General features: G+C 59.4%; 22 protein-coding genes, 2 tRNA genes and 2 pseudogenes. 7 read left to right on the top strand and 19 right to left on the bottom strand.

The window, feature by feature from the left end; genetic code table 11:
* Positions 1-162: 162 nt before the first annotated feature.
* Positions 163-488, bottom strand: a pseudogene (locus tag ACA070_RS05870) (DUF3077 domain-containing protein).
* Positions 489-980: 492 nt separating this feature from the next.
* Between ACA070_RS05870 and ACA070_RS05875 the strand changes: the two are divergent.
* The 3 genes and pseudogenes from ACA070_RS05875 to ACA070_RS05885 form a co-directional block, all read left to right on the top strand.
* On the top strand, positions 981-1,271 hold the full coding sequence (locus ACA070_RS05875; RefSeq protein WP_027925020.1) for a Phd-YefM: 291 nt from the start codon (positions 981-983) through the stop codon (positions 1,269-1,271).
* Between the two features lie 11 nt (positions 1,272-1,282).
* Positions 1,283-1,570 carry a type II toxin-antitoxin system RelE family toxin gene (locus tag ACA070_RS05880; RefSeq protein WP_038979200.1) on the top strand — a complete coding sequence of 96 codons (288 nt, stop codon included), beginning with the start codon at positions 1,283-1,285 and terminating at the stop codon, positions 1,568-1,570.
* Between the two features lie 305 nt (positions 1,571-1,875).
* Positions 1,876-1,974: pseudogene (locus tag ACA070_RS05885) on the top strand (MarR family transcriptional regulator); the annotation flags it as partial.
* 123 nt (positions 1,975-2,097) lie between these two features.
* Here the strand turns inward: ACA070_RS05885 and ACA070_RS05890 are convergent.
* The 4 genes from ACA070_RS05890 to ACA070_RS05905 form a co-directional block, all read right to left on the bottom strand.
* A complete protein-coding gene (locus ACA070_RS05890) occupies positions 2,098-3,393 on the bottom strand; it encodes a virulence factor family protein (protein WP_497450394.1) in 1,296 nt (431 codons plus the stop codon).
* On the bottom strand, positions 3,393-6,035 hold the full coding sequence (mprF, locus tag ACA070_RS05895) for a bifunctional lysylphosphatidylglycerol flippase/synthetase MprF (RefSeq protein ID WP_497450395.1): 2,643 nt from the start codon (positions 6,033-6,035) through the stop codon (positions 3,393-3,395). Before mprF ends, ACA070_RS05890 begins: the two co-directional genes overlap by 1 nt.
* A 278-nt stretch (positions 6,036-6,313) precedes the next feature.
* Positions 6,314-6,390 (bottom strand) — tRNA-Met (locus tag ACA070_RS05900).
* 207 nt (positions 6,391-6,597) lie between these two features.
* Positions 6,598-6,674 (bottom strand) — tRNA-Met (locus ACA070_RS05905).
* A 301-nt stretch (positions 6,675-6,975) separates the two neighbouring features.
* Here ACA070_RS05905 and dinB point away from each other — a divergent pair.
* A complete protein-coding gene (dinB, locus tag ACA070_RS05910) occupies positions 6,976-8,037 on the top strand; it encodes a DNA polymerase IV (protein WP_497451918.1) in 1,062 nt (353 codons plus the stop codon).
* Positions 8,038-8,178: 141 nt separating this feature from the next.
* Here the strand turns inward: dinB and ACA070_RS05915 are convergent, their stop codons facing one another.
* From ACA070_RS05915 to ACA070_RS05930, 4 genes are all read right to left on the bottom strand, one after another.
* A complete protein-coding gene (locus ACA070_RS05915; protein ID WP_497450396.1) occupies positions 8,179-9,132 on the bottom strand; it encodes a hypothetical protein in 954 nt (317 codons plus the stop codon).
* Between the two features lie 17 nt (positions 9,133-9,149).
* Positions 9,150-10,865, bottom strand: coding sequence for a proline--tRNA ligase (locus tag ACA070_RS05920; protein WP_497450397.1), 1,716 nt, complete (start codon positions 10,863-10,865; stop codon positions 9,150-9,152).
* Between the two features lie 130 nt (positions 10,866-10,995).
* Positions 10,996-12,555 carry an AmpG family muropeptide MFS transporter gene (locus tag ACA070_RS05925; RefSeq protein WP_497450398.1) on the bottom strand — a complete coding sequence of 520 codons (1,560 nt, stop codon included), beginning with the start codon at positions 12,553-12,555 and terminating at the stop codon, positions 10,996-10,998.
* Positions 12,556-12,599: 44 nt separating this feature from the next.
* Positions 12,600-12,953, bottom strand: coding sequence for an MGMT family protein (locus tag ACA070_RS05930; protein ID WP_497450399.1), 354 nt, complete (start codon positions 12,951-12,953; stop codon positions 12,600-12,602).
* A gap of 254 nt (positions 12,954-13,207) precedes the next feature.
* Here ACA070_RS05930 and ACA070_RS05935 point away from each other — a divergent pair, with 254 nt between their 5' ends.
* Positions 13,208-14,215 carry a DUF481 domain-containing protein gene (locus ACA070_RS05935; protein WP_497450400.1) on the top strand — a complete coding sequence of 336 codons (1,008 nt, stop codon included), beginning with the start codon at positions 13,208-13,210 and terminating at the stop codon, positions 14,213-14,215.
* A 109-nt stretch (positions 14,216-14,324) separates the two neighbouring features.
* Here ACA070_RS05935 and ACA070_RS05940 read toward each other — a convergent pair whose 3' ends face one another.
* The gene (locus ACA070_RS05940) at positions 14,325-14,534 is read right to left on the bottom strand and encodes a cold-shock protein (RefSeq protein ID WP_002554837.1); all 210 of its coding nucleotides are present in this window, start codon (positions 14,532-14,534) and stop codon (positions 14,325-14,327) included.
* A gap of 354 nt (positions 14,535-14,888) precedes the next feature.
* On the opposite strand from ACA070_RS05940, the gene dcd reads away from it, so the two are divergent.
* Both dcd and ACA070_RS05950 read left to right on the top strand, forming a co-directional pair.
* Positions 14,889-15,455, top strand: a complete 567-nt coding sequence (dcd, locus tag ACA070_RS05945) for a dCTP deaminase (protein ID WP_497450401.1) — start codon at positions 14,889-14,891, stop codon at positions 15,453-15,455.
* Between the two features lie 106 nt (positions 15,456-15,561).
* Positions 15,562-15,771 carry a hypothetical protein gene (locus tag ACA070_RS05950; protein WP_017336784.1) on the top strand — a complete coding sequence of 70 codons (210 nt, stop codon included), beginning with the start codon at positions 15,562-15,564 and terminating at the stop codon, positions 15,769-15,771.
* A 146-nt stretch (positions 15,772-15,917) separates the two neighbouring features.
* Here ACA070_RS05950 and pdeM read toward each other — a convergent pair whose 3' ends face one another.
* The 9 genes from pdeM to ACA070_RS05995 all read right to left on the bottom strand — a co-directional run bounded on the left by pdeM (position 15,918) and on the right by ACA070_RS05995 (position 26,444).
* The gene (pdeM, locus tag ACA070_RS05955) at positions 15,918-16,574 is read right to left on the bottom strand and encodes a ligase-associated DNA damage response endonuclease PdeM (protein WP_497450402.1); all 657 of its coding nucleotides are present in this window, start codon (positions 16,572-16,574) and stop codon (positions 15,918-15,920) included.
* Positions 16,574-19,060: a ligase-associated DNA damage response DEXH box helicase gene (locus ACA070_RS05960; protein WP_497450403.1), complete on the bottom strand. Its 2,487-nt coding sequence runs from the start codon at positions 19,058-19,060 to the stop codon at positions 16,574-16,576. Before ACA070_RS05960 ends, pdeM begins: the two co-directional genes overlap by 1 nt.
* Before the next feature lie 173 nt (positions 19,061-19,233).
* On the bottom strand, positions 19,234-19,998 hold the full coding sequence (locus tag ACA070_RS05965) for an ABC transporter ATP-binding protein (protein WP_109628270.1): 765 nt from the start codon (positions 19,996-19,998) through the stop codon (positions 19,234-19,236).
* A gap of 13 nt (positions 19,999-20,011) precedes the next feature.
* On the bottom strand, positions 20,012-21,130 hold the full coding sequence (locus ACA070_RS05970; protein ID WP_497450404.1) for a succinylglutamate desuccinylase/aspartoacylase family protein: 1,119 nt from the start codon (positions 21,128-21,130) through the stop codon (positions 20,012-20,014).
* Between the two features lie 9 nt (positions 21,131-21,139).
* Positions 21,140-21,850, bottom strand: coding sequence for an ABC transporter permease (locus tag ACA070_RS05975; protein ID WP_131059230.1), 711 nt, complete (start codon positions 21,848-21,850; stop codon positions 21,140-21,142).
* A complete protein-coding gene (locus tag ACA070_RS05980) occupies positions 21,847-22,575 on the bottom strand; it encodes an ABC transporter permease (RefSeq protein WP_077750284.1) in 729 nt (242 codons plus the stop codon). The genes ACA070_RS05975 and ACA070_RS05980 overlap by 4 nt, the downstream gene beginning before the upstream one ends.
* 56 nt (positions 22,576-22,631) lie before the next feature.
* Positions 22,632-23,414, bottom strand: coding sequence for a transporter substrate-binding domain-containing protein (locus ACA070_RS05985; protein ID WP_462025880.1), 783 nt, complete (start codon positions 23,412-23,414; stop codon positions 22,632-22,634).
* A 310-nt stretch (positions 23,415-23,724) separates the two neighbouring features.
* Entirely contained in the window at positions 23,725-25,413 is a 1,689-nt protein-coding gene (locus ACA070_RS05990; RefSeq protein ID WP_497450405.1) for an ATP-dependent DNA ligase, read from the bottom strand.
* Positions 25,410-26,444, bottom strand: a complete 1,035-nt coding sequence (locus tag ACA070_RS05995) for a ligase-associated DNA damage response exonuclease (protein ID WP_497450406.1) — start codon at positions 26,442-26,444, stop codon at positions 25,410-25,412. Before ACA070_RS05995 ends, ACA070_RS05990 begins: the two co-directional genes overlap by 4 nt.
* Positions 26,445-26,455: the final 11 nt, after the last annotated feature.

Genomic DNA, 26,455 nt, shown 5'->3' on the forward strand with positions numbered 1-26,455 from the left:
GCCAGTGCGGCAGCGGGGGCTTTTTTGTGCCCGATGATCCGGGTTCACTGACAATCCCTGTGGGAGCGAGCCTGCTCGCGATAGCGGTCTGTCAGTCGACAACAATGGTGGATGTCAGTCCGCCATCGCGAGCAGGCTCGCTCCCACAGGGGATCTGCCGTGTTACTGGCTTTCGGGAAGCTCTTCTTCAGATTCGGTTTTCGTCCGGGCCGGTCGCGGCGTCAGCACCTTCACCACATCATCAATCACCGCCTTACCCATCGCCGTCAGATAGTGAGCAGCCCAGGCATGACGGTCGGTGTCTTTTGCGTAGGCGGCATCCTCGGAAAATGATTTGGCGAGGAACAGCAGGTCGGAGGCTTGTGATAATGCAGCAATGATGGGGACGCCGGCGCGGACGTTGAACAACGCCTGATCCGGGCAGTAGATGAGTGGGGTGAAGCCTATGGTTTTAATTCTGAAATCGCGGAAGCATCAATTTTAGTCATGGTCTTTCTCCAGGGTTCGAGGAGTCGCCACGTTCGTTTCCAATCGAATAGGTGGCGACTGTACGCAGGTTGGAAAACCGGGAACCAAGGAACCGGCACGCCCGAGGGCGTCCCACGCACAGCCGCCATAACTCAGGATCGCAGTCGTAAAGCTACTGCGGCCACGAAGGGCGCTGGTGCGCTTTGGTTCGACGGGTTTCCAAGCCCGATCGCTGAAAGGTCAGCGACGTCCGGAGAGTATCCCGTCGAAGAAAAACGCAACAAGGCGGCAAAGTGCCCAAACGCGAGATTCGGAGTTTGCCTACAAGGTCCGCGGGCGTCATCCGATATTGCGACACCATAAGTAAACAAAACTAAACACGCTCAGTGAGCAAGAAAAGCGCAGGTAGGCAGTTTCACGTTTTTTTTGCAGCTTGCGGTATGTTGAATTCGACGCAATACTCTACGCAGAACTGTGTGTTCAAATTTGCACTAGCAGGTAGAGAGGTGAGTATGACGGCATTACTAGAGCGTGCTGACCAAGCGATTTCGGTGACGGCGATGGTCAGGGGATTTAGTGCGAGGCTAAAGGAGATTTCCAGCCGAGCCACCGAACGACTGGTCATTTTCAAAGACAACCAACCCGCAGCGGTCATTATCAATGTCGATGCGTATCAGGAAATGCTCGACGAGCTTGAGGACCTTCGAGTTGAAGCTGCGGCTCGAGAGCGACTGATCGGTTTTGATCAAGCCAAGGCTGTCAGCCACGACGATATGCGGGCGCGGTACGCCAAGAAAGACTAAAGGAGCTGTGGATGGTTTGGGGCGTTATCTATCATCCGGAGGTTCAGAAGGATCTGGATCTGCTGGGAGCTGTAGCGGCGAACCGCATTCTTGATGTTATCGAAGAGCGGATTATCAATGGTGAGCCGGACAAGAGCGGCAAGCCCCTAAGAGCCAGTCTTGCAGGCTGCAGACGGATCCGGACAGGCGACACGCGGATTGTATATCGAGTCGACGGCAAGGCCATTCAGGTATTGATCGTCGCAGTCGGGGCCCGACGTGACGAAGAGGTTTATGACGCCGCAGAGCGTCGCCTATAAGTAGGAAGCTCCCGTTGCCGTGAAGGTGGTGGGGGCTTTTTTGTGCCCGGTGATTTTGAAGCCACTGACCATCCCTGTGGGAGTGAGCCTGCTCGCGATAGCGGTCTGTCAGGCAACACCATTAGCGAATCTCAGTGCGCCATCGCGAGCAGGCTCGCTCCCACAGGGGAGCGGCGGTGTTACTTGCTTTCAGCCAGCTTTTCTTCAGATTCGATCTTTGTCCGGGCCGGTCGCGAGGTCAGGAGCTATCGAGCGGTCTTGACGGTTCGATATTTCCAATGAAAAAAGTGTCCACGTTTTATGGAATGTGGACACTTGGAGTTTCTAGCTTGATGAAGAGTCAAGACATTTTTCTTTTGTTCAAGATGGCAAGCCTGCACGCCCAAGAAGAAAAACTTTTTGGGTAAATGAAATCTGAGTCGAATTCGACATAGCGTCCGGCTAGCTGGAAGCGCTTCATGTTTGTACATGTAAAAAAGCCCCCGCAACCAAACGGCTGCGGGGGCTTCTTGTAGGCAGGCCTCAGATCACTCCTGAACCGTCTCGTCCTTGGCCTGGCGCTTCTCGATGATGTCCACCAAGCGCTTTGCCAGCGCCGGGTAGTTCTCGTCGAAGTGGTGGCCGCCGGGCAGTTTCATCGCTTCGCCCACGGCGGTCTTGTCGGTGCAGCCGCTTTCGTCGACTTCCTCTTCACCGTAGATGCACACCACTTTTTCCGGTGGCAGCTTGGCCATTTCCGGGCCGGTGGCGGCTTCTTTGCCGGCGTTGCCGAGCCAGCCTTCGACTTCTATCTCGAAGCTGCCGGTGCGGGCGAAGGCCAGCAGGATGATTGCGTCGACGCGTTGCTGTTCCGCGGGCTCCAGGCGGTTGTAGATCGCCGGCAGGACGTCGGCGCCGAACGAGTAACCGGTCAGGATGAAGCGCTTGGTGCCCCATTTCTGCCGGTAGTGTTGCATCAGCTCGGCGAGGTCAAGGGCGCTTTGCTCCGGGCTCTTGTGCTGCCAGTAGTAGCGCAGGGTGTCGATGCCGACCACCGGGTAGCCGATCTTGGCCATCTCGCCTGCGACGTCGCGGTCCAGGTCGCGCCAGCCGCCGTCACCGGACAGGAACAGGGTCACGGTGTCTTTGGCCTGGCCGGCCGGGACTTCGACCACCGGGATCTGCAGACCGCCAGCGGCTTTGTCGCCACCGACGAGGAGCTTGCGCAGTTCGTTGTTCAGCACTTGCGGCAGGTTGATGTCGTAGTCGCTGATGCTGGTTTCGGCGTTGGCTTGGTCACGCACGAAGCCGGCGCTGGTGTCGTCCGGGTTGTCGTTCCAGGCCACCAGCCAATGACCGTGAGCGGCGCTTTTCGGCAGCAGGTGGGTGCAGCCGGGTTTTTCCAGGGCCAGGTCGACGGAGACAGCTTGAGCCTTTTCGTCCTTTTGCTCGGACAACCAGCGCCACGCCAGCACGGCGCCAGGGCCGATACCGCTGACCAGGGTCGCTGGACCTTTGAGTTCGCGCAGGCCCGATTGCAGGGCGCGGCTTTGCAGCAGGCAGTCTTTCGGCAGGATCACCTGGACAATCTGCGCCGAGCCGGTGCGGCTCAGGGTCATCAATTGTTTGTCGCTGAGTTTCTGGTCTTCGTTGACCGCCACCAGCACCTGGGCGCGCGGCGTGTTGCCGGGGATGACGCGGGTCATCGCCGCACCATCGGCCGGTGTCAGCAGTTCAAGGGTCGGTTCGGGTGCCGGGCGTTTCAGGTACCAGTAACCGCCACCGAGAATCAGGGCCAGCACGACCAGCGTGCCCAGTACGTACCGCAAGGAGCGTTGAATCATCAGCGTTTCACCAATCCAGTCAAGCCGCCCGCAATCAGGGCAGCAGTATCGGCCAGGGCAACCAGCGGATCGAGTCCGGCGGGCACGGCCATATAACGGGGTTCCCAGTCAGGCTGGAACTTGTCTTTGAAGCGGCGCAAGCCTTGGAAGTTGTAGAGCTGCTCACCACGGCGGAAAACCATCGAGCCCAGACGCTGGGTCAGCGGTGCGCCACGCCGGGGTTGCAACCCCGACAGCGGCACCATGCCCAGGCTGAAGCGCGCGTATCCATGATTTTTATAATGTTGAATCAGGCCGACCATCATGAACTCCATGGTCAGCTTGGGGGCGTCCGGGTGCGCGCGCATCAGATCGAGGCTGGCCAAGTCATGGCCGTAAGTCTCGAGCAGGTTGGCAAACGCCACCGGGCGTCCTTCGAAACGAATCACCGCCACGCGAAAATGCTTGATGTAGTCGTCGCTGAAGCGGCCGAGCGAGAAGCCTTTCTCGCGCACGTTCTTGCCGGTCAGCCAGGCATCCGAAATCACCTTGAGCTCATCCATCGGCGCATGGCCCGGCTCAAAGATCTCCAGCGACAGGCCATCGCGGGTGCCGCGGTTCCAGGTGTAGCGCAGGTCTTTCATCTCTTTGCCCTTGGCTTCGAGATCAAAGCGCTGCAGATCGACCCGGGCTTCTTCGCCGAGCTTGATCGCGGTCAGGCCGATGTCCATGTAGTACGGCAGGTTCTCGGCTCGGACTTGATAGAACACGGGGCGGGCGTGGTGGATGTCGCAGAGGTCGCGGAACTGCCAGATCATTTCCGCCCGTTGCTGGGTCGGGCCAATCGGGTCGTACAAGGCCACCAGGCTGCGGCCACGGCGGGCGTACATCAGGAACGCTTCGTCGTTGGGGTGAAACAGCAACGCCTTGTCACCGGTCAGGGCCAGGCCACCGTCCGGTTGCGCAGAGGCCATGAGAATCTTTACCGCGCGATCCAGCTCCTCAGGCGTCGGCAAGTGAATCACCGGGCGCGCGGTGCGCAGCAGCCAGGTCAGGGACACGACCACCAGCAGAACGGCGGCGCCCAACAATGAGCGCAGGCCGCGTGGGGCATCGGCATCAAGGGTGAACTGCCACCAGAGTTGATGGCTGTACGGCACGTCTTGATAGGCAAACAGCAGCAACCAGATCGACGCGCCAAGCACGCACAGGCTGGAAACCAGATAGAGCGGCGAGAACGGCAATTCAGTGAGGCGGCTCGGGCGATAGAACGAACGCCGGAAAACCCCCAGCAGGCTCGCCGTCAGGGTCATCAGGCAGGCTTCTTCCCAGTCAAAACCCTTGAGCAGAGAGAGCAGGGCGCCGACCAGCAATAGAATCGTGGTCAGCATCCACGCGGCGGACAGCCGACGACGCAGACCTTGAGCCAGCAGCAGGCACAGCACGCCGATCAGGCTCGCGCCGAAGTGCGACGCGTCGACCAGCCGATGCGGAATCAGAAAACCGATGTGTTCCAGGCGGGTGTCGATTTCCGGGGTCACGCCGGAGAACAGCAGCACCACGCCGGACAGGAACACCAGCACCGCCAGAATCGGCGCCGCCAGACCGGAAGCGGCCCGCAGGGACTGGCGCGACTGAAACAGACGCTGGCCTTCGTTGATCAGCAGGAACACACACGCCACCAGCAGGGGCAACACGACATAGATCAGGCGATAGAGCAGCAGCGCGGCGGCCAGTGGGGCGGCGCCGAGTGTGTCGGCGAAAGCGGCCAACAGGATGGCTTCAAATACGCCGACACCGCCGGGCACATGGCTGAGCACACCGGCGGCCAAGGCCAGCAGGTACACCAGCAGGAACGCACCGAAGGGCGGCGCTTCCGGCAGCAACAAATAAAGCACGGTCGCGGCGGCGGCCACGTCCAGGGCGGTGATGATCAGTTGCAGGAAGGTCAGGCGGCGGCCGGGGAGGCGCAAGGTGCGGCGTCCGACCCTGACCAGCAAGTTGTCCTTGGAAGGCTGTTCCGGAAGGCGACGGCGGTAGATGCCGATGGCCAATACGCTGAAGAGCAGCAGAACGGCCGCGGCAACTGCGCCCAGCAAACCTTCGGACAGCCCCAGGGCAGCCGAGGCGGCAGGCAGGTTGCTTAAGGTTGCCAGGGCGGCCAGCGGTGGCAGGGCGCAGCCAAGCGAGAGGCTGGCGAACAGCGTCATGTGAGCGACTTCCGAAGCCCCCAGACCATGACGTGCATATAAACGGTAGCGGACCGAGCCCCCCGAGAGCATCGAAAGACCGATGGCGTTGCCGATGGCAAACGCAGTGAAACCGCCCAGTGCCAGGATGCGCGGCGCGAGTGTCACGCCTGCGTAGCGGCTGGCCGACCATTCGTACCCCAGCAGAATGATGAAGCCGACCACGGTTGCACCCAATGCGCCGAGCAATGCCGGCTTCGGTACTTCCAGGATCGAGTCATGCAAAGCGTACAGATCGAGTTCGCTCAGCAGATGACGACAGGCAATCAGCGCGATAGCGAACAACAGCAGAGTGACCGCCAGGCCGATGGGCTGACGGTACTTGCTGACCAGATCCAGCCAGCGCAGACGCTCGGCCTTGATCGGTTGTGTCGCTGTGACGGTGTCTTGTGGATCAGACGAGTTGGCGCGCATCAATCACCTCTTGGATTGTGCGCGACAGGATGGAGGTATCCAGCCAAGTTACCAATCCCTGTAGAAAAAAATAATCACAAATATTAACGCCTCTCACCGGTTATCGGCGATGGCGTGTCATGAGTCGTAGAGGGTTCTGTCTGCGATTCAGCATAGTCTGAACCCACAGCCTTGGTGATCCCGAACGCTTCTCTACACAGTGACAGGTCATTGTTGCGAAAGGACTTTTTCAACAGATACAAAAAAGGCCACTCTTTCGAGTAGCCTTTTTTGATGTTTGGTTGCGGGAGCCGGATTTGAACCGACGACCTTCGGGTTATGAGCCCGACGAGCTACCAGACTGCTCCATCCCGCGTCTGTGTGGCGGCATTCTATAGAGATACGCCTGTGTGTCAACCGTTAATCTGGAACCGGGTCAAATAAGCGTAAATAAGCGGCGAACGGTCGCAGGGGAGCGTTAAGTTTCGGAATCAGAACGATTTCTTACTTCTGGTCAATAAAGAGGGCACAAAACAGACACGCACAAAAAAGGCCACTCTTTCGAGTAGCCTTTTTTGATGTTTGGTTGCGGGAGCCGGATTTGAACCGACGACCTTCGGGTTATGAGCCCGACGAGCTACCAGACTGCTCCATCCCGCGTCTGTGTGTCGGCATTCTACAGAGGATCGCCGGGCTGTCAACCTTCAATCCAGATAAAACCTCTTCTGGTTCAATCGCTTAGCTAGAAGTCGGGGCACGGCGATGGTCTGTGAGGCAGGTGTGGCAAGGCTTTCAGCTCTATCGAACGGTGCTTTTCGATTGAGAAAATAAATTCACCGGTTACTTTTCCTACGAGCAGGGAAGAAGATTCAGACTACTGGTGCTATATACAGGTGTCAGTGAGATACTGCCGATCCGGCACGCCATGACTCCATTTCTTCACCATGAACACCGCTTTTATATGACCCAGCGAAAAATCATCCACGTCGATTGTGACTGCTTCTACGCTGCCATCGAGATGCGTGACGACCCGCGCCTGGCAGGTAAACCCCTGGCGGTGGGTGGTTCGGCGGATCGGCGCGGGGTGATCGCCACCTGTAACTATGAAGCGCGGGCCTACGGTGTGCGCTCGGCGATGTCTTCCGGGCATGCCCTGAAACTGTGCCCGGACCTGACCATCGTCAAGCCGCGCATGGAGGCCTATAGAGAAGCGTCGAAGGAAATTCACACGATCTTTCGCGATTACACCGACCTGATCGAGCCACTTTCCCTCGACGAGGCTTACCTCGACGTGTCGGACTGTGCGCATTTCGGTGGCAGCGCCACGCGTATCGCCCAGGACATTCGCCGACGAGTCTCCAATCAGTTGCACATCACGGTCTCGGCTGGCGTTGCGCCGAACAAGTTTCTGGCCAAGATCGCCAGTGACTGGAAGAAGCCCAACGGCTTGTTTGTCATCACGCCGGATCAGGTAGAAGACTTTGTCAGCGGTTTGCCCGTGAGCAAACTGCACGGCGTGGGCAAAGTCACCGCGGACAAACTGGGCAAGCTCGGCATTGTCGATTGCTCGCATTTACGCGAATGGGACAAGTTGGCCCTAGTGCGTGAATTCGGCAGTTTCGGCGAGCGACTCTGGAGCCTGGCCCGTGGGATCGATGAGCGTTTGGTGCACAACGACAGCCGCCGACAGTCGATCAGTGTCGAAAACACCTACGACGTAGACCTGCCGGATCTGGTGAGCTGCCTCGATAAATTACCCGAGCTGTTGGAAACCCTGGCGGGCCGCATGGCGCGGATCGACAGCAGCTACCGGCCGGGCAAGCCATTCGTCAAAGTGAAATTCCATGACTTTACCCAGACGACGCTGGAACAGGCCGGGGCTGGGCGGGATTTGGGCAGTTATCAGTTGTTGCTGACCCAGGCATTCAATCGCGGCGGGAAACCGGTGCGGTTGTTGGGGATTGGGGTCAGGCTGGAGGATTTGCGCGGTGGGTTTGAGCAGATGGAGCTGTTTGAGCGGTAGGGGCAAGGTTTTGATGTGATGGTGAATGTCAGGCCGTCATCGCTAGCAGGCTAGCTCCCACATTGGATTTGCTGTGGACACACAATATGTGACCGCCTCAAATCCCCTGTGGGAGCTAGCCTGCTAGCGAAGCTTTTGCTTTTAATTCGGCCCCGGATCAGCGACGAGGCGCCCGGCATCCTTGGTCAGCGACTTGAGGAATTCAGTCTGCAACTCTGGATCATTGCGGGTCAGTTCGATCAGGCTTTGTTCCAGCTCGCTGGCTTCTTCTTCCAGACCCAGTTCCGACAAGCGCTTGACCCGGTGTACCCACTGGCTCACTTCGTCGTCTTCGAGGTCGTCATAAATCAGGCCATGCGCTTCGAGCAGTTTGCCGCGCAAGCCACTGCTGACCGCCAGGGACGAGTCGGTGTGCACATCGTCCTGACCGTCTTCGACACTGATCAGCAGTCGGCTCAGATGATTGATGTCATGTTCGGCGAACGGGCTGTCGAGCAGGTTAATGCGTAAAACACCGTTTTTGTCGGTGCCCAGCTCGAACGTTTCCTTGCCGGCCTTCACCACAACCGGACGCTCGCTCCAAGGCAGGCTCGAGTATTCGGTGCGTTTGTCGAGCTGGACTTCGTCGATGCCTGCCAGGTTCTGCTGCGCCCGGCCGTTGGACTGCGCGTTCATGAACGGGTTGAGCCCGGCAAAACCGTAGCTCAGCCAATCCTTGGTGACGCTGTCCGGCAGGTTGCCGAGGGTGAACACGTTGACCACATTCGCACCGACACCGCCCACCACCGCCACCGCGCCCAGCGGAATCTCGTAGACCTCGCGCCAGGGTTGGTAAGGCGTGTAGCGATCGTAGTGGCGCGTAACTTCGAATTCGGTGACTTCGAACGTCTTCTGCTCGTGGATTTTCACCCGCCGTTGCGGCAGCTCAAGCACCTTGGGCTCACCGACATCGATCTGCAGGCTGTGATCGAGCAATTTGCGCTCGACACGTTCCTCGTGCTCGCTGCGTTGCGACATGTGATTGGCACAGCCGCTGACCAGCAGGGTGCCGCACAGGGCGGCACCACCGAGGCCTAAGGTGTTTCGCTTGAACATGACTTCTCTATCTGGTGTCAGCGGCGGATACGGGCCTGGAGGAAAGACAGTACGTCAGCAACCGGCAGCGCTTGCGCTTCAGGTTCGGTACGGCTCTTGTATTCCAGATTGCCTTCGGCGAGGCCGCGGTCACTGACCACGATCCGGTGCGGAATGCCGATCAGCTCCATGTCCGCGAACTTGATGCCCGGGCTGGTTTTCTTGTCGCGATCGTCCAGCAACACTTCAAAGCCGGCTGCAGTCAGTTCTGCATACAGCTTGTCGGTGGCTTCGCGAACCTGTTCGGTTTCGTAGCGGAGCGGCACCAGGGCGATCTGGAATGGAGCCAGTGTGTCGCTCCAGATGATTCCCTTTTCGTCGTTGCCCTGTTCGATGGCCGCAGCCACCACGCGGGAAACGCCGATGCCGTAGCAACCCATTTCCAGGGTGACCGGTTTGCCGTTCTCACCCAGCACTTCGCACTTCATCGCTTTGCTGTACTTGTTGCCCAGCTGGAAGATGTGCCCGACTTCGATGCCGCGCTTGATTTCCAGAGTGCCCTTGCCATCCGGGCTTGGGTCGCCGGCGACAACGTTACGCAGGTCGGCAACGGTCGGAACCGGCAGATCACGCTCCCAGTTCACGCCGAAGTAGTGCTTGTCGTCGATGTTGGCACCGATGCCGAAGTCGCTCATCAGTTCGACGGAACGGTCGATGATGATTGGCAGCGGCAGGTTCAACGGGCCGAGAGAACCGGCACCGGCGCCAATGGCGTCGCGCAGTTCACTTTCGGACGCCATCACCAGCGGGCTGGCAACGCCTGGCTGGTTGGCGGCCTTGATTTCGTTCAGCTCGTGGTCGCCGCGGATGATCAGGGCAATCAGCTTGCCTTGTTCTTCAGCGTGAACCACCAGGGTCTTGATGGTCTTTTCGATCGGCAGGTTGAAGCCTTCGACCAGTTGCGCAATGGTCTTGGCGTTCGGGGTGTCGACCAGGCGCAGCTCTTCAGTCGGTGCAGCGCGAGAGGTTTCGCGCGGTACGGCTTCGGCTTTCTCGATGTTCGCGGCGTAGTCGGAACCGTTGCTGAAGACGATATCGTCTTCGCCGGACTCGGCCAGTACGTGGAACTCGTGGGAACCGGCACCGCCGATGGAGCCGTTGTCGGCTTCTACAGGACGGAATTTCAGGCCCAGACGGGTGAACACGTTGCAGTACGCCTGGTGCATGCGGTCGTAGGTGACTTGCAGCGAAGGTTGATCAGCGTGGAAGGAGTAGGCGTCCTTCATGATGAACTCGCGGCCGCGCATCAAACCGAAGCGTGGGCGAATTTCGTCACGGAATTTGGTCTGGATCTGGTACAGGTTGATCGGCAGCTGTTTGTAGCTGCTCAACTCGTTGCGCATCAGGTCGGTGATCACTTCTTCGTGAGTCGGGCCGGCGCAGAAATCGCGACCGTGACGATCCTTGAAGCGCAGCAATTCAGGGCCGTACTCTTCCCAGCGACCGGATTCCTGCCACAGCTCAGCCGGTTGGGTGCTCGGCATCAACACTTCGAGAGAGCCTGCGGCGTTCATTTCTTCACGAACGACGGCTTCGACCTTGCGCATCACTCGCAAGCCCATCGGCAGCCAGGTGTAGAGGCCCGAGGCGAGTTTGCGGATCATGCCGGCGCGCAGCATCAGCTGATGGCTGATGACGACCGCGTCGGAAGGCGTTTCTTTCTGTGTGGCGAGCAAAAATTGACTGGTGCGCATGGTTGGCCGTTGTCGGTTGCTGATGACGAGAAATGACGGAGCATTGTACGGGCGAGATCCGCTGGCGTACAGGCGTGCGGTCGGCGGTGTGGCAGGAGGGCGGGAATCGCCGCGCCCTCTGCGAAATGTCCTACGATTCTTCCGCGACCTGGGTCGGCACCGGTTCGGGTGTCGGCGTCGGACCTGCGCGGCGGCTCTCCTGGTACCAGTGCAAGGCGATCAACAATAGGGTCGGAACGCCCAACAGCGCCGTGATCAGGAAGAAGTTGTGGTAACCGAACTTCTCCACCATGACCCCTGAATAGCCGCCGATCAGACGTGGCAGCAGGAGCATGATCGAGCTGAGCAGGGCGTACTGGGTGGCCGAGAACTTGAGGTTGGTCAGGCTCGACAGGTAAGCGACGAACGCCGACGTCGCCAGGCCCGAGCTGAAGTTGTCCAGGGAAATGGTCAGGATCAGCATGTTCAGGTTGGCGCCCATGTCGGCGAGCATCAGGAACAGCAGGTTGGTGCCGGCGGACGAGATGCCGCCGATCAGCAGGATCGGCAGGATGCCGAAACGTACGATCAGCAGGCCGCCCATGCCGGCGCCGACCAGGGTCATGATCAAACCGAAGATTTTGCTGACGCTGGCGATCTGATCCTTGGTGAAGCCCTGGTCGATGTAGAACACGTTGGCCATCACGCCCATGACCGTATCGGACATGCGGTAGGTGGCGATCAGCCCGAGCAACAGGAACGCCTGCCAGCGGTAACGCAGAATGAAGTCGTTGATTGGCGTCAGCACTGGCGCCAGGCCGCGGCGGCCCATGGCCGACAGGCACATAAACGTGAGCGTGGTGTAGAGGATCGCCCGCAGGAAGGCGCGATCTTCGAGCAACAGGTCGAGCGGGCTCGCGCCTTCAAACAGCACGCTGGCGAAATCGGTGTTGTAGAGCTGGGTGAACATGGCCGGCACGGACACCAACAGCACGATCAGCACGAACACCGACACCAGTTGATGCATGAAGCTGTAGCGGCCTGCCTGAAGTTGAGTGCGCAGGGGCACGGGCGGTTCGCGCATGAACAGCGTGGTCAGCAGCGCCGGGATCATCAGGGCGCCAAACAGGATGTAGGTGCCGGCCCAGGCCGAATGCTTGTAGTTGAAACCGGTGGAACCGAAACCCTCAGCGAAGAATAGTGCGCCGGCTGTCGCCAGCAGGGCGGCGATCCGATAGCCAGACATATAGCTGGCAGCGAGCGCGGCCTGGCGAGTGTCGTCGGCGATTTCCAGGCGATAGGCGTCAACCGCAATGTCTTGCGTCGCCGAGGCGAAGGCGACGACCACCGCGATGGCGATCAACCAGGACAAATGCTTTTGCGGATCGCAGAAACCCATCCCGATCAGGCCGAGGATCACCAGCGCCTGGGACAGTACCAGCCAGGAGCGTCGTCGACCGAGCTTGCCGAGAAATGGCAGGCGCCATTGGTCGAGCAGCGGGGACCAGACCCATTTAAAGGCATAGGCCAAACCGATCAGGCTTGCATAGCCGATGGTTTCGCGGGCCACACCGGCCTCACGCAGCCAGACGGAAAGCGTCGAAAACACCAGCATGTAGGGCAGGCCGGCGGCGAAACCAAGCAACAACAACACAAGCGTCGAGGGGCTGGCATAGGCGGCGAGCGCGGCGCGCCAGGTTTTACGGGGCATGGGCTGGAGTCTGCCTCAAGAATTACGGAAACAAAGCGCGCACTCTAACCGCTGTGCTCTACCGGGCGCCAGCCATGGCGCTGAATATCAACACGATTGTTCAGGATACTGACGCCTTCGGCGCGCAATCGCGCGCGCTGCTCATCCCCGGAAGGGCTGCCCACGGGCAGGCTGATCCGACCGCCGGCACCGAGCACACGATGCCATGGCAATTTGGTGTCGCCGGGCAGTTGGCTCAATGTGCGACCCACCCAGCGCGCGGCGCGGCCCAGCCCGGCCAGCTCAGCGAGTTGACCATAGCTCACCACTTTACCCTCGGGCACCTGCGCGAGGGTCAGGTAGAGCGCCGTGCGTCGGATTTGCGCCGCACTTTCGGTTTCTGCATCGGTGTCGGTCACATCCGGGATCCCTGTAGGAGCGAGCCTGCTCGCGATGGTCGTTAACGATAACGCGAGCTAACTGGGAAAACGCGTCGATCTTGAGTTTATCGTGAGCAGGCTCGCTCCTACAGTGGATTACCGTCTGTAGGGTAAATCCTCGATCATTGACTGAGAAATGAACTCAATAGAAATAGTCGGGTCAGTCCTTGCTAGGGTCTTATTCTCAGGGATAATGCCGACTTTTTTTCGCAAACTTGAGCCTGTTATTGCTTATGGTGTCCAGAACCTTGCTGTGCCTCGCTGTCCTCAGCGCCTCCACGCCGTTGCTCGCTGATACCGTCTGGTTGAAGAACGGTGACAAATTGAGCGGCAAGATCACGCTGTTCGATGGCGGTAAATTGCTGATCCAGACCGAGTACGCCGGTGCGGTCCCGATCGACTGGAAACAGGTCAAGACACTGGAAAGTGATCAGGAGCTGCTGGTCAAGCAGGATGCCTATACCGGCGAGAAGGCCAAGTCGCTGCATGCGGCAGACGACGGCAAGGTGACGCTGGAAAACGGTGAGGCGCCGAAGACGGTCGAGCTGGCCAGTATCCAGCAGATTCTCAAGCCCAAGCCAGTGGTCGAAGACTTGGTGTGGAAAGGGAATGTCGACGCGGCGCTGGATTACCAGCGGGCGGAAAAAGATACCGACGACTACGACATCGACTTCAAGACCACTGCGCGCCATGGCAAATGGCGGCATATCGCGGAAGGTGAATATAACCGCGAATTCCAGGATGACGTGGTCACCACCGACAACTGGCGGGGCGAATACTCGCTCGACCGCTTCCTGACCGAGAAATGGTTCTGGCAGGGCCGCGCGGTCTATAAGCGCGACAAGGTTGAAGATCTCTCCCGTCAGCGCACGGTCGGTACCGGTCCGGGTTACCAGTTCTGGGATAACGAGCTGGGCGCATTCTCCCTGGGCTCGCTGGTTAACCGTACGGACTATGAGTTCTCCGACGGCAGCAAGGAAAACTTCTATTCCCTGGCGATGAAGTGGGATTACAACCGCTATCTGATCGGCAAGAAGGTGGAGTTCTTCACGAACGGCGAAGTGGGCAAACCGCTGTCCGGCGTGGCCGAATATGCGCTCGATGCCGAAATGGGCTTGCGCTACAAGGTCACCGATTGGGCATCGCTTAACTTGAAGGCCGAGAGAGACATCATCAGCGGCACCAATGATGCTGATCTGGACAAGACACGCTACACCGCAGGATTCGGTGTAGCCTGGTAAGACGCAAAAAATCGCAGCCATGGGCTGCGATTTTTTTTGCCTGCAAAACACTCAGGCACAAAAAAGCCCCGCTTTTGAGGGCGGGGCTTTTTACTAAAGCAAGTACAAGTTAGATAACTTGAACTTCTTCAGCTTGCATGCCTTTCTGACCGCGGGTAGCGATGAAAGAAACCTGTTGGCCTTCTTTCAGGCTTTTGAAGCCGTCGGATTGGATAGCTTTGAAGTGAACGAACAGGTCGTCACCGGATTGTGGAGTGATGAAGCCGAAGCCTTTTTCATCGTTGAACCACTTAACGGTACCAGTTTGGCGATTAGACATGGTGTAACTCCTTGAACAAAGATAACTGCGACGCAGGAAGAACCCTGGCCGAGACTGAGTGCAAAGAGCAGGAAAAATTCTTGTAGATGGTTGGATCGAAATTCAACATATCGTGTAGAGATTCTCAGTGACACAAGCAGCACAGTGGCGCCACCTTAACCCTTTTTCCGGAATGTGCCAATCCTTCCGACGAAGGTTTCTCTGTTTTCATGACTGACGGTGCATCCGATTACGACAAAGGCCCAGTTATCACGGGTGATCGGCGAGAATTGTCCCTCGGACTTTGAACCCGGAGCGCGCGCCCGGTAAGATGCCGGACAGAATTTTTCCACCTCGCTATTCAGGACACCCGCCATGAGCATCAAATCGGACAAGTGGATTCGCCGCATGGCGCAAGAGCACGGCATGATCGAGCCGTTCGTCGAGCGTCAGATTCGTGGCAGCGACGATAACCGTGTGATCTCCTACGGCGTGTCGAGTTACGGCTACGACGTTCGTTGTACTAATCATTTCAAGGTGTTCACCAACATTAATTCGGCCATTGTTGACCCGAAAAATTTCGATGCCGGCAGCTTCGTCGACATCCACAGCGATGTCTGCATCATCCCGCCAAACTCTTTCGCCTTGGCCAGCACCGTCGAATACTTTCGTATTCCGCGCAACGTATTGACCATCTGCCTGGGCAAAAGCACCTACGCCCGCTGCGGCATCATCGTCAACGTTACCCCGCTTGAGCCTGAGTGGGAGGGGCACGTGACCCTGGAATTCTCGAACACAACAAACCTGCCGGCGAAAATCTATGCCAACGAAGGCGTGGCGCAGATGCTGTTCCTTGAATCCGACGAAGAGTGCGAAGTCTCCTACAAGGACCGTGGCGGCAAGTATCAGGGCCAGCGCGGCGTGACCCTCCCGCGCACCTGATCGATTCATCTGGCAGGTGGCGGGAATTCTTGGGCGGGTAGACACTCTATTGGGTGTACTGCCCGGTTCGCCTACAGCGGACGGGGCCATTGCTCAGGAGTGCTTTATGAAGATCGATCCGCGAATAAGTGCCGAACTGGCAAGGCTTGAGCCCAATCAGGTTGGCGTCTTGGCCTGGTCCTTGTTGGCACATCCACCTATCAGCATGGCGGGGGGCATCCCCGGCCAGCCTGATCCCGATACCCCTAACGAGCAACCTACAGAGCCCGGTGAGCCCACCCTGCCGGATGAGCCGCCTCCCGCGCCTGTAGCCTGATCTGCCGTCGAAAATGATGGCTTCTTGTAGGAGCGAAGCTTGCTCGCGAAGGCGGTGTGTCAGATAAGAATATGTTGCCTGACACACCGCCTTCGTCGGAACGCCGCCCGGAGCAAGCTTCGCTCCTACAGGTTGTGGGGCAGAATTCAGCTGACTGGCCATATTTCGTTGTCGCCGATGACAAAAATCCTGCAGCTGTCGTCCCGATCGACCTGATAACCGCCGGTAAACGCGCCGAAGGCCGGTAGCAGGCTGATGTCCTCTCCCAATCTGAAACACGCCAGTCGCAGACGCTGTCGACCTCTACCGTTCAGCCGATAGGCCGGATGCACATGCCCGGCGAGCACATGCCGGTGCGGATGCGGGTCGGGCTCGTGCTGCAAGGCGAACGGTCCGAGCAACAACGGTTCAGGCACCACACGAATGTTTAACGAGGCTGGCGGGTCCCCGGCGCGTTTGTCGTGGTTGCCGCGGATCAGCGTCATCGCCAGATCAGAGTGGCGCGCTCGCCACTCTGCCAGTGCGCTTAACGTGCCGGTAGCATGGGAGCCAGGCCCGTGCAGGAAATCCCCGAGGAAAATCAGCTGACGGCAGGGCAGGGCGGCCAATAACCCGTCCAGCACAGCGATATTGCTGGCGGTGGTGCCATGGGGCACCGGCTGACCAAGGCTTCGATACGCCGCCGCTTTGCCAAAGTGCACATCGGCGATCAGCAGCGCTTGTTGCGCCGGCCAGTAAATGGCTTTCTCCGGCAGCAGCCACAGTTCTTCGCCGGCCAGTCGCACGGGATAGGGCGTACTCATCAGGTTTTTCCGGTTTCGGCGGTTTTCTCAAGGTCGGTGACCATGCGTCGAATACGGTCCGCGAGTTTTTCCGAGCTCATGCTTTCCCGCATGCGCTCCACCAACAGTGGAAACCCCAGCGGTGTAGGGCGTTTGATCTGATGCAGGTCCAGTTTCAGCTGATTGATGCGCGCCAACGTCTGTTCCAGACGATGAATATCCAATTCTTCCCGTAGGACTTCTTCCCCGGCCTGAGCCAGCAACAGATTCCCGGCGTCGTATTGTTTGAACACTTCGAAGAACAGCCCGCTGGAAGCTTGAACCTGCCGTGTGCTTTTCGGTGCGCCGGGGTAGCCGGCAAACACCAGCCCGGCAATACGTGCTATTTCCCGAAAGCGGCGCAGCGCGAGTTCGCCGGCATTCAAACTGGCGAGCACGTCTTCCAACAAACGCTCTGGGCTAAACAGCCCTGGATTCAACACCTGCGACCAGTCCACGTAAGTGGCGCTGAGTAACTCCAGCCCGTAATCGTTGACCGCGATGGAAAACGTCACCGCCTGTTGCTGGCTGACCCGCCACGCCAGCAAACTCGCCAGTCCCAGATGCACTTGGCGCCCGGCAAAGGGATAAAGGAACAAGTGCCAGCCTTCGCGGGATTTCAGTGCTTCGGCCAGCAACGTATTGGAGGTTGGCAGCCCGGACCAGCGTTTTTGCACCTCCAGCAACGGACGCAGTGCGCGCATCTCCGGGCCGATGAACTCGCCTTGCTCTGCCGCACTGAAACGCGTGACCACCGCCTGTGCCAGTTCGTTGGAAAGGGGCATGCGCCCGCCATTCCAGCGCGGCACCGCGGCTTTTTTCGCGGTGCTGCGTTTAACGTATGCGGTCATGTTTTCCACCCGCACCAACTCCAGCAAGCGCCCCGCGAACAGAAAGCCGTCGCCCGGTTTAAGTCGCGCAATAAATCCTTCCTCGACACTGCCCAGCTGCTTGCCGCCGCCACCCTTGCTCCAGAACTTCAGCTGAATGCTCGCGTCGCTGACGATGGTGCCGATGCTCATGCGATGTCGTCGGGCCAGTCGCGCATCCGGTACGCGCCAGACGCCATGCTCATCCGGCTCGACACGGCGATAATCCGGATAGGCTGTCAGGGAAAGCCCTCCGTTGCGTACGAACGCCAGCGCCCAGGTCCAATCCTCCGCCGTGAGGTCTCGATAAGCCCAGGCACCACGGACTTCTTCATACAACTCTTCGGGCATAAACCCACCGCCCAAGGCCATGCTGACCAAGTGCTGAACCAGCACATCCAGCGGTTTGTGCGGCGACTCGCGGGGCTCGATACGGCGTTGCGCCACGGCGTCTTGAGCCGCCGCCGCTTCGATCAGCTCCAGGCTGTGAGTCGGCACCAGCGTCACCCGTGACACGCGCCCCGGCGCATGACCGGAACGCCCGGCCCGCTGCATCAGGCGCGCCACACCTTTGGCCGAACCGATTTGCAGCACCCGTTCCACCGGCAAGAAATCCACCCCAAGGTCCAGGCTTGAGGTGCAGACCACGGCTTTGAGCTGACCTTCCTTCAGCGCTCGCTCGACCCAGTCGCGGGTGTCTCGCGACAGAGAGCTGTGATGCAAGGCGATCAGCCCGGCCCAATCGGGGCGAGCCTCCAGCAAGGCCTGATACCAGATCTCGGATTGCGCGCGGGTATTGGTGAACACCAGGCTGCTGGGGCTGGACTCTATTTCGGCGACGACCTGCGGCAACATCTTCAAGCCAATGTGCCCTGCCCATGGAAATCGCTCGATGGCGGGCGGCAGCAACGAGTCGACCCGCAGTTCCTTGGACGTCTGGCCTTGAACGCTGATGGCGCCACCCTGTGGGATCAATACCTGTTCGGCGTGGGCCTGATTACCCAGCGTCGCGGAAACGCCCCACACGATCAGATCCGGATTCCACCGGCGCAAACGGGCGAGAGCCAGTTGCAGCTGCACACCGCGCTTGTTGCCGAGCAGTTCGTGCCATTCGTCGACCACCACCATGCGCAAGGTCGATAACGCTGTTCGCGCATCGGCGCGGGCGAGCATCAGGGTGAGGCTTTCGGGCGTGGTAATCAGTGTTGTTGGCAGGCGCCGGCTCTGTCGCGCACGTTCGCTGCTGCTGGTGTCGCCGGTGCGCAGGCCGACGCTCCACGGGATCTGCAGGTCGTGCAGGGGCGTCTCCAGTGCACGCGCCGTATCCGCCGCCAGTGCACGCATCGGGGTTATCCACAGCACTGTCAGCGGTTGGGCGACAGGTTTTCGTTTGCGAGGTGTTTCAACGGGAACGAAAGAGGAGGCGAAGCGATTGAGCGCGGCAAACCAGACCGCATAGGTTTTACCGGAACCCGTGCTGGCGTGCAGCAACCCGGACTCACCGCGTTTAACGGCCGTCCACACTTGCTTCTGAAAGGCGAATGGCTTCCAGTCGCGGGCGCTGAACCATTGTTTTGCGTAGTCGGTGGAGGATCCCATGCCGGCGGTGTGCGCTCTGAAAAGTCTTCTTTCAGTGACCGCGGCGCAAGGGCAAAGGTTTAATGAAGAAACGCGATCCTGTAGGAGCCGGCTTGCTGGCGATGGTGTGTCAGACACATTGTTGTCGACTGACACACCATCGCCAGCAAGCCGGCTCCTACAAAGGGGGAGTGTTATTTGAGGTTACCGCTCAGGAACTGCTTCAAGCGTTCGCTCTTCGGATTGCCCAGCACGTCTTCCGGCGCGCCTTCTTCCTCGACCAGGCCCTGATGCAGAAACAACACCTGGCTCGACACCTTGCGGGCGAAGCTCATTTCGTGAGTCACCATGATCATGGTCCGGCCTTCTTCAGCCAGGCCTTGAATCACTCTGAGCACTTCACCGACCAGTTCCGGGTCGAGTGCCGACGTCGGTTCGTCGAACAGCATGACCTCCGGCTCCATGGCCAATGCCCGCGCAATCGCCACGCGTTGCTGCTGACCACCGGAAAGAAACGCGGGGTATTGATCCGCCACGCGCGCCGCCAGCCCGACCTTGTCGAGATAACGCCGCGCACGGTCCTCGGCTTCCTCTTTGCTGCAACCCAGCACCCGGCGCGGCGCCATGGTGATGTTTTCCAGCACCGTCATGTGGCTCCACAGGTTGAAGTGCTGGAACACCATGGCCAGGCGCGTGCGGATTTTTTGCAGTTCATCGGGGTCGGCCACGTGCATGCCGTGGCGATCCTTGATCATGCGGATGTTCTGGCCGTCCAGGGTCATGGCGCCATCGTTGGGTTGTTCGAGAAAGTTGATGCAGCGCAGAAAGGTACTTTTGCCCGAGCCGCTAGCGCCGATCAGGCTGATGACGTCGCCGGTGTTGGCCTTGAGTGAAACGCCTTTGAGCACATGATGATCGCCATAGCTTTTATGCAGGCCTTCGATGGTCAGTTTGTACATGGGGCATGCATCCTCAAGGCGAAAGTAGGTAGCCGCTGCGATAGGCCTCGGTGCCCGCGACATGCGCGATCACCATGCCGGCAGTGGCCATGCGCCGCAGCGAGCGGGCGTACATCAGGCCGGCGGCGGTGCAATGAATAGGGGTGACGCGATCAGCGATCGGGTCGATGATTTCGGCGACTAGTTGCCCGGCTTCGAGGTATTCCCCCGGCAGCGCGGTGAACACCAGCAGACCGCCCACCGGTGTCGACACCGGCTCGACGCCGGCCAACGGCGTGGCGGGGTAGGGCAGCTCGGGCAGTGGCGCCGGTTCGCCGGCAATGGCACCGAAGTGAATCAGGTAATCGATCAGCGCCTGGCAATCGAGGCTGGCCAAAGGATGATTGACGTCGCCCTGGCCGCGCAATTCGACGGTGACTGAGAGGCTGCCGAGCGGAATGTTGAATTGTTCGCCGAAGCGTTCTTTCAACTGCCACCAGAGCAGGGTGAAGCATTCATCGAACGACTGACCGCCGGAGTCGGTCGCCAGCAGGCTCGCTTCGGCACCGATGTACCGCGCCAAAGGCTCGACCTGCGGCCAGGCTTCGGGTGTGGTGTAAAGGTGGGCGACCGCTTCGAAATCGCAGTGCAGGTCCAGCACCATGTCCGCATCGCAGGCCAGTCGTTGCAGGGTCAGGCGCTGGGATTGCAACTGAGTGCCGGCGGTTTGCCGGGCCAGCGCATTGCGCAGGCTGGTACGAATGGTCTCGAGGTTGCGCTGCGGATCATCGCCCAGCAGGCCTTCGATCTCGTTGCCCACCGCTTCGCTCAAATCGACGAACCAGCGATTGAAGTTCTGCCCGCTTTCCAGCTCGTAGCGGCCCAGCGGGACATCCATCAGCACTTGTTCCAGGCCCACCGGGTTGGCCACCGGCACCAGCACGATTTCGCTGCGCAGGCGGCCGGCGGCTTCAAGTTCCGCCAGACGCTGCTTGAGGTGCCAGGCCACCAGCATGCCGGGCATTTCATCGGCGTGCAGGGACGACTGGATGTAGATTTTGCCTTTGGCCGCCGATGGGCCGAAATGGAAGCTGTGAATCTGTCGTGCAGTTCCCGGCAGCGGGGCCAACAGGTCGTGTGTTTGGTGGCGCATTTGCAAGTCCTAGTGGGTCGGCCCGAGGAAGGCCAGCCATCGGCGTTCGGCGAGGCGGAACAGGCCGACCAGCGCAAAGGTAATGGTCAGGTAAATCAGCGCGGCAATACCGAACGACTGGAAGGTCAGGAAGGTCGCCGAGTTGGCGTCCCGCGCGACTTTCAGGATGTCCGGGATGGTCGCGGTGAACGCCACGGTGGTCGAGTGCAGCATCAAAATCACTTCGTTGCTGTAATAAGGCAACGAGCGACGCAGGGCTGACGGCATGATCACGTAGGCATACAGCTTCCAGCCTGTCAGGCCATAAGCCTTGGCCGCTTCGACTTCACCATGGGCCATGCTGCGGATCGCCCCGGCGAAAATCTCCGTGGTGTAGGCGCAGGTGTTCAGGGCGAACGCCAGGATCGTGCAGTTCATCGCATCGCGAAAGAACGCATCCAGCACCGGTTGCGCACGCACGGCGGCCAAGCTGTAGATACCGGTGTAGCAAATCAGCAGCTGGATATACAGCGGCGTGCCGCGGAACAGGTACGTGTAAAACTGCACCGGCCAGCGAACGTAGAAGTGCGGCGAGACCCGGGCGATGGACAGCGGAATCGACACCAGGAAACCGATGACGATCGAGGCGGTCAGCAGCCACATGGTCATGGCCAGGCCGGTGATGTTGTAGCCGTCGGTATAAAGGAAGGGTTTCCAGTACTCCTGCAAGAGTTCGATCATCGTACGGCCTCCCGGGAACCGGCGGCGTAGCGGCGTTCGAGCCAGCGCAGGACGAAGTTGGAGGCGCTGGTGATCAGCAGGTAAATCAGCGCGGCAAGCACCAGGAAGTAAAACAGCTGATAGGTGCTTTTGCCGGCGTCCTGGGCGGCCTTGACCAGATCAGCGAGGCCGATGATCGAGACCAGTGCGGTGGCCTTGAGCATCACCATCCAGTTGTTACCGATGCCCGGCAAGGCGAAACGCATCATTTGCGGGAACACCACGATTCGAAAACGCTGGCCGCGTTTAAGGCCATAAGCGGTGGCGGCTTCGACCTGACCCCGAGGCACAGCGAGAATCGCCCCGCGGAAGGTTTCGGTGAAGTACGCGCCATAGATGAAGCCCAGGGTGATGACCCCGGCACTGAACGGGTTGATCTCGATGTATTCCCATTCCATGAAATCGGTAAACGACGTCAACCAGGTTTGCAGGCTGTAGAAAATCAGCAGCATCAGCACCAGGTCGGGTACGCCGCGAATCAGCGTGGTGTAGATCTGGGCCGGAACCCGCACCAGTTTGACTTTTGACAGTTTGGCGGTGGCGCCGAGCAAGCCGAGCAATACGGCGACCAGCAGCGACAACGCCGATAATTTGATGGTCATCCAGGTGCCTTCCATCAGCAACGGACCGAAGCCCTTGAGGCTGAAGGCTGAGAGCCCCAGATTTTGTAAGAGGTTTTCGAACATAAATCAGCAACCTGATCGGATAAAAAAAGCGCCCATCGCGAGATGGGCGCCGGGCATTATTTGCCGCTGTACAGATTCAGATCGCCAAAGTGTTTCTTCTGAATGGTGGCGTAGGTGCCATCGTCGTGTAACGCTTTGATACCTTTATCCAAAAGTGCCTTGAGGTCTTTGTTACCTTTAGAGATACCGATAGCTGTTTTGGCTGGAAGCAATTCGCTGTCAACCGGCTTGCTGACTTCGTAGCCTTCGCCCTTCGGCGACTTCAAGAAGCCCAGTTCCGCTTGCAGCATGTCCTGGATGGCTGCATCGAGACGGCCGGACATCAGGTCGGAATACACCTGATCCTGGTTCTGATAGGCCTGGGTTTTCACGCCAGCCTTGTCCAGCACGGCCTTGGCGTAGGCTTCCTGGATGGTGCCTTGCTCGTAACCGACGGTCTTGCCCTTCAGCGAAGCAACGTCTTCGCTCAGGCCGGAACCCTTCTTGAACACGTAAGCGGTTGGACCGGAGAACAGCTCGCTGGAGAAGTCGATGACTTTTTCGCGGGCCGGGGTGACGGTCATCGAGGAGATCACACCGTCGAATTTATTGGCCTTAAGGCCCGGAATCATGCCGTCGAAATCGCTTTCGACCCATTTGCACTTGACCTTCAGCTCGGCGCAGATCGCGTTCCCCAGATCGATGTCGAAGCCCACCAGGCTACCGTCGGCCGCTTTCGACTCGAATGGCGCATAGGAAGGGTCAACGCCAAAACGCAGTTCTTTGTATTCCTTTGCCATGGCGGAACCAGCAGCCATGCACAACGCCAGTGCAGAAAGGGTCAGCAATGCTTTTTTCATTATTCAATCCCTAAGAACCAATATGAGCGCTTGTGGCGCAGAATTATTGTTACTGGAAAGCGTAAGACCTGATGAAAGTAGCAATTTCCGAACCAGAGTCCCGAACAAGCGTTTTAAAAGGTGATGCAAGAAATGGCAATCGGGGATTTGTGCACGAAATCGGGCGCCGGAAAATTGCTGCACCATCTTGGTTCAGAATGGCACAAATACCTGTAGGAGTGAGCCTGCTCGCGATAGCGGAGTGTCAGTCAGTAAAGTGTTGCCTGATAAACCACTATCGCGAGCAGGCTCACTCCTACAAGGAATCGGGTTAGCCCAGCAAATCTTGCAGTGTTGCGAGGTTGTCAGCCTCCTCAACCGACTTGTCCTGGCGCCAGCGCAGCATCCGCGGAAACCGCACGGCAATCCCGCTCTTGTGGCGTTTCGAAAGGGCAATGCCCTCAAAACCCAACTCAAACACCAGGCTCGGTTTCACACTGCTTACCGGCCCGAATTTCTCCACCGTGGTCTTGCGCACAATGCTGTCGACCTGGCGCATTTCTTCGTCGGTCAGCCCCGAATAGGCTTTGGCGAACGGCACCAGCGTTCGTTCGCTGGCATCGGGCGGGCCGTCCCAGACCGCGAAAGTGTAATCACTGTAGAGATTCGCCCGGCGACCGTGGCCGCGCTGCGCATAAATCAGCACCGCATCGACGCTGAAAGGGTCGACTTTCCATTTCCACCAGACGCCCATGTCTTTGGTCCGGCCGACGCCATACAACGCATCCCGGGCCTTGAGCATCATGCCTTCGACACCGAGGCTGCGGGAGGCTTCGCGTTGTCTGGCAAGGTCGAACCAGTCTTCGCCAGTGAGCACCGGTGAGGCGAGTAACACCGGGTTGTTGCAGGTGGCGACGAGCTGATCCAGTTGAGCGCGGCGCTTGGCCTGAGGCTGACTGCGCCAGTCCTCGCCTTGCCATTCCAGCAAGTCGTAGGCGAGGACCACCACCGGCACTTCGTCGAGAATTTTCTTGTCCAGGGTTTTGCGGCCGATCCGCTGCTGCAACAGCGCGAACGGCAGCACCGAGGGAGAGGCCGGCGATTGCGGGTCAAAGGCGTCTTCGGTGTTCGGTCTAGTGGTTTTCCAGGCGACGATTTCACCGTCGATCACCGTACCGTCAGGCAGGCCATGCAACAGGCTGTCGAGTTCGGGAAAGCGCTCGGTCACCAGTTCTTCGCCGCGCGACCAGACCCACAGCCGCCCGTCACGCTTGACCACTTGGGCGCGAATCCCATCCCACTTCCATTCCACTTGCCACTGGCTCGCCGGGCCGAGCACGTTTTCGAATTGCTCGACCGGTTGCGCCAAGGCATGGGCCAGGAAAAACGGGTAGGGCTGGCCACCGCGCTGGGAGTGTTCGTCGGAGGATTCGGCTGCGATCAATTTCAGATAACTGGCCGCGTTCGGGCGGTTGGACAGGTCGGTATAACCGACCAACCGCTGGGCCACCCGTTTGCTGTCGAGCCCGGCCATGGCCGCCAGGGCGCGCGTCACCAGCAGCTTGGAGACGCCGACGCGGAAACTGCCGGTAATGAGCTTGATGCAGAGCATCAGGCTGTGGCGGTCCAGTTGCGCCCAGAGCGCGGGCAATCGCTCTGCAAGGACTTCCGGGGATTCACCGCGCAATGGCAGCAGCTTGTCTTCAATCCATACCGCCAGCCCGTCGGTGGAACTGTGCAGGGTCTCGGGCAGGACCAGCGAAATGGTTTCCGCCAGATCGCCAACCGCCTGGTAGCTCTCTTCGAACAGCCAGGGCTGAAGGCCGGAGAACGCAACCGCCAGTTCGCGCAGCACGCGCACCGGCACTAACTGCCGAGGGCGACCACCGGACAAAAAGTACACCGCCCACGCGGCGTCTTCGGGTGCAGCCTGGGCAAAGTAGGCCTGCATGGCGGCCAGTTTGGCGTTGCTTGACGTGGTGGCGTCGAGTTCAGCGTACAACTCGGCGAAGGCCTTCATGACGCTACCTCGGCGCTGTCGGTTTCGACGGAGGCGTTGTCTTCCTCATCGTCGCCGTATTCGGTGCTGAAACCCATGGCATCAAGGCCCTGTTCGCGCAGATGCCGCACCAGCACGCCGACCGAACCGTGGGTGACCATCACCCGTTCGGCGCCGGTCTGTTCGATGGCCCAGAGCAGGCCGGGCCAGTCGGCGTGGTCGGACAAGACAAAGCCACGGTCCACGCCGCGTCTGCGCCGCGTACCGCGCAAGCGCATCCAGCCGCTGGCGAATCCATCGCTGTAGTCGCCAAAGCGGCGCATCCAGGTGCTGGCGCCCGCCGATGGCGGAGCGATGACCAACGCCTTGCGCATCATCGGGTCACTCTTCAGGACGTCGCCGGCATAGATCGTCGGCGGAATAAAAACGCCACTCTCGCGATACACGCGGTTCAACGGTTCCACCGCGCCATGCACCAATATGGGGCCGAGACTGGCGTCAATACCGTGAAGAATTCGCTGGGCCTTGCCGAAGGAATAACAGAACAGCACGCTGGTTTTGTCAGCGGCGGCATTGGCCTGCCACCACTGATTGATCTCGGCAAAGATCTGCGCCTGAGGTTGCCAGCGATAAATCGGCAGACCAAAAGTCGACTCAGTGATGAAGGTATGGCACCGCACCGGTTCGAACGGCGCGCAAGTGCCGTCGGGTTCGATCTTGTAATCCCCCGAGGCCACCCAGACTTCGCCGTCGTATTCCAGGCGCACCTGGGCGGAGCCCAAGACATGGCCAGCGGGGTGAAAACTCAGGGTGACGCCGTTGTGCTGCAAGCGCTCGCCGTAGGGCAGGGTTTGCAGGTGGATGTCCTGGCCCAATCGCGCACGCAAAATGCCTTCGCCGGGGGCGGCCGCCAAATAATGCTGATTACCGGTGCGGGCATGGTCGCCGTGAGCGTGAGTGATGACTGAACGCTCGACCGGCCGCCACGGGTCGATATAGAAATCGCCGGCGGGGCAGTACAAACCTTCAGGGCGCGCGATAACAAGATCCATGTTGTTACCAA

The organism is Pseudomonas sp. LBUM1678, from assembly GCF_059695575.1.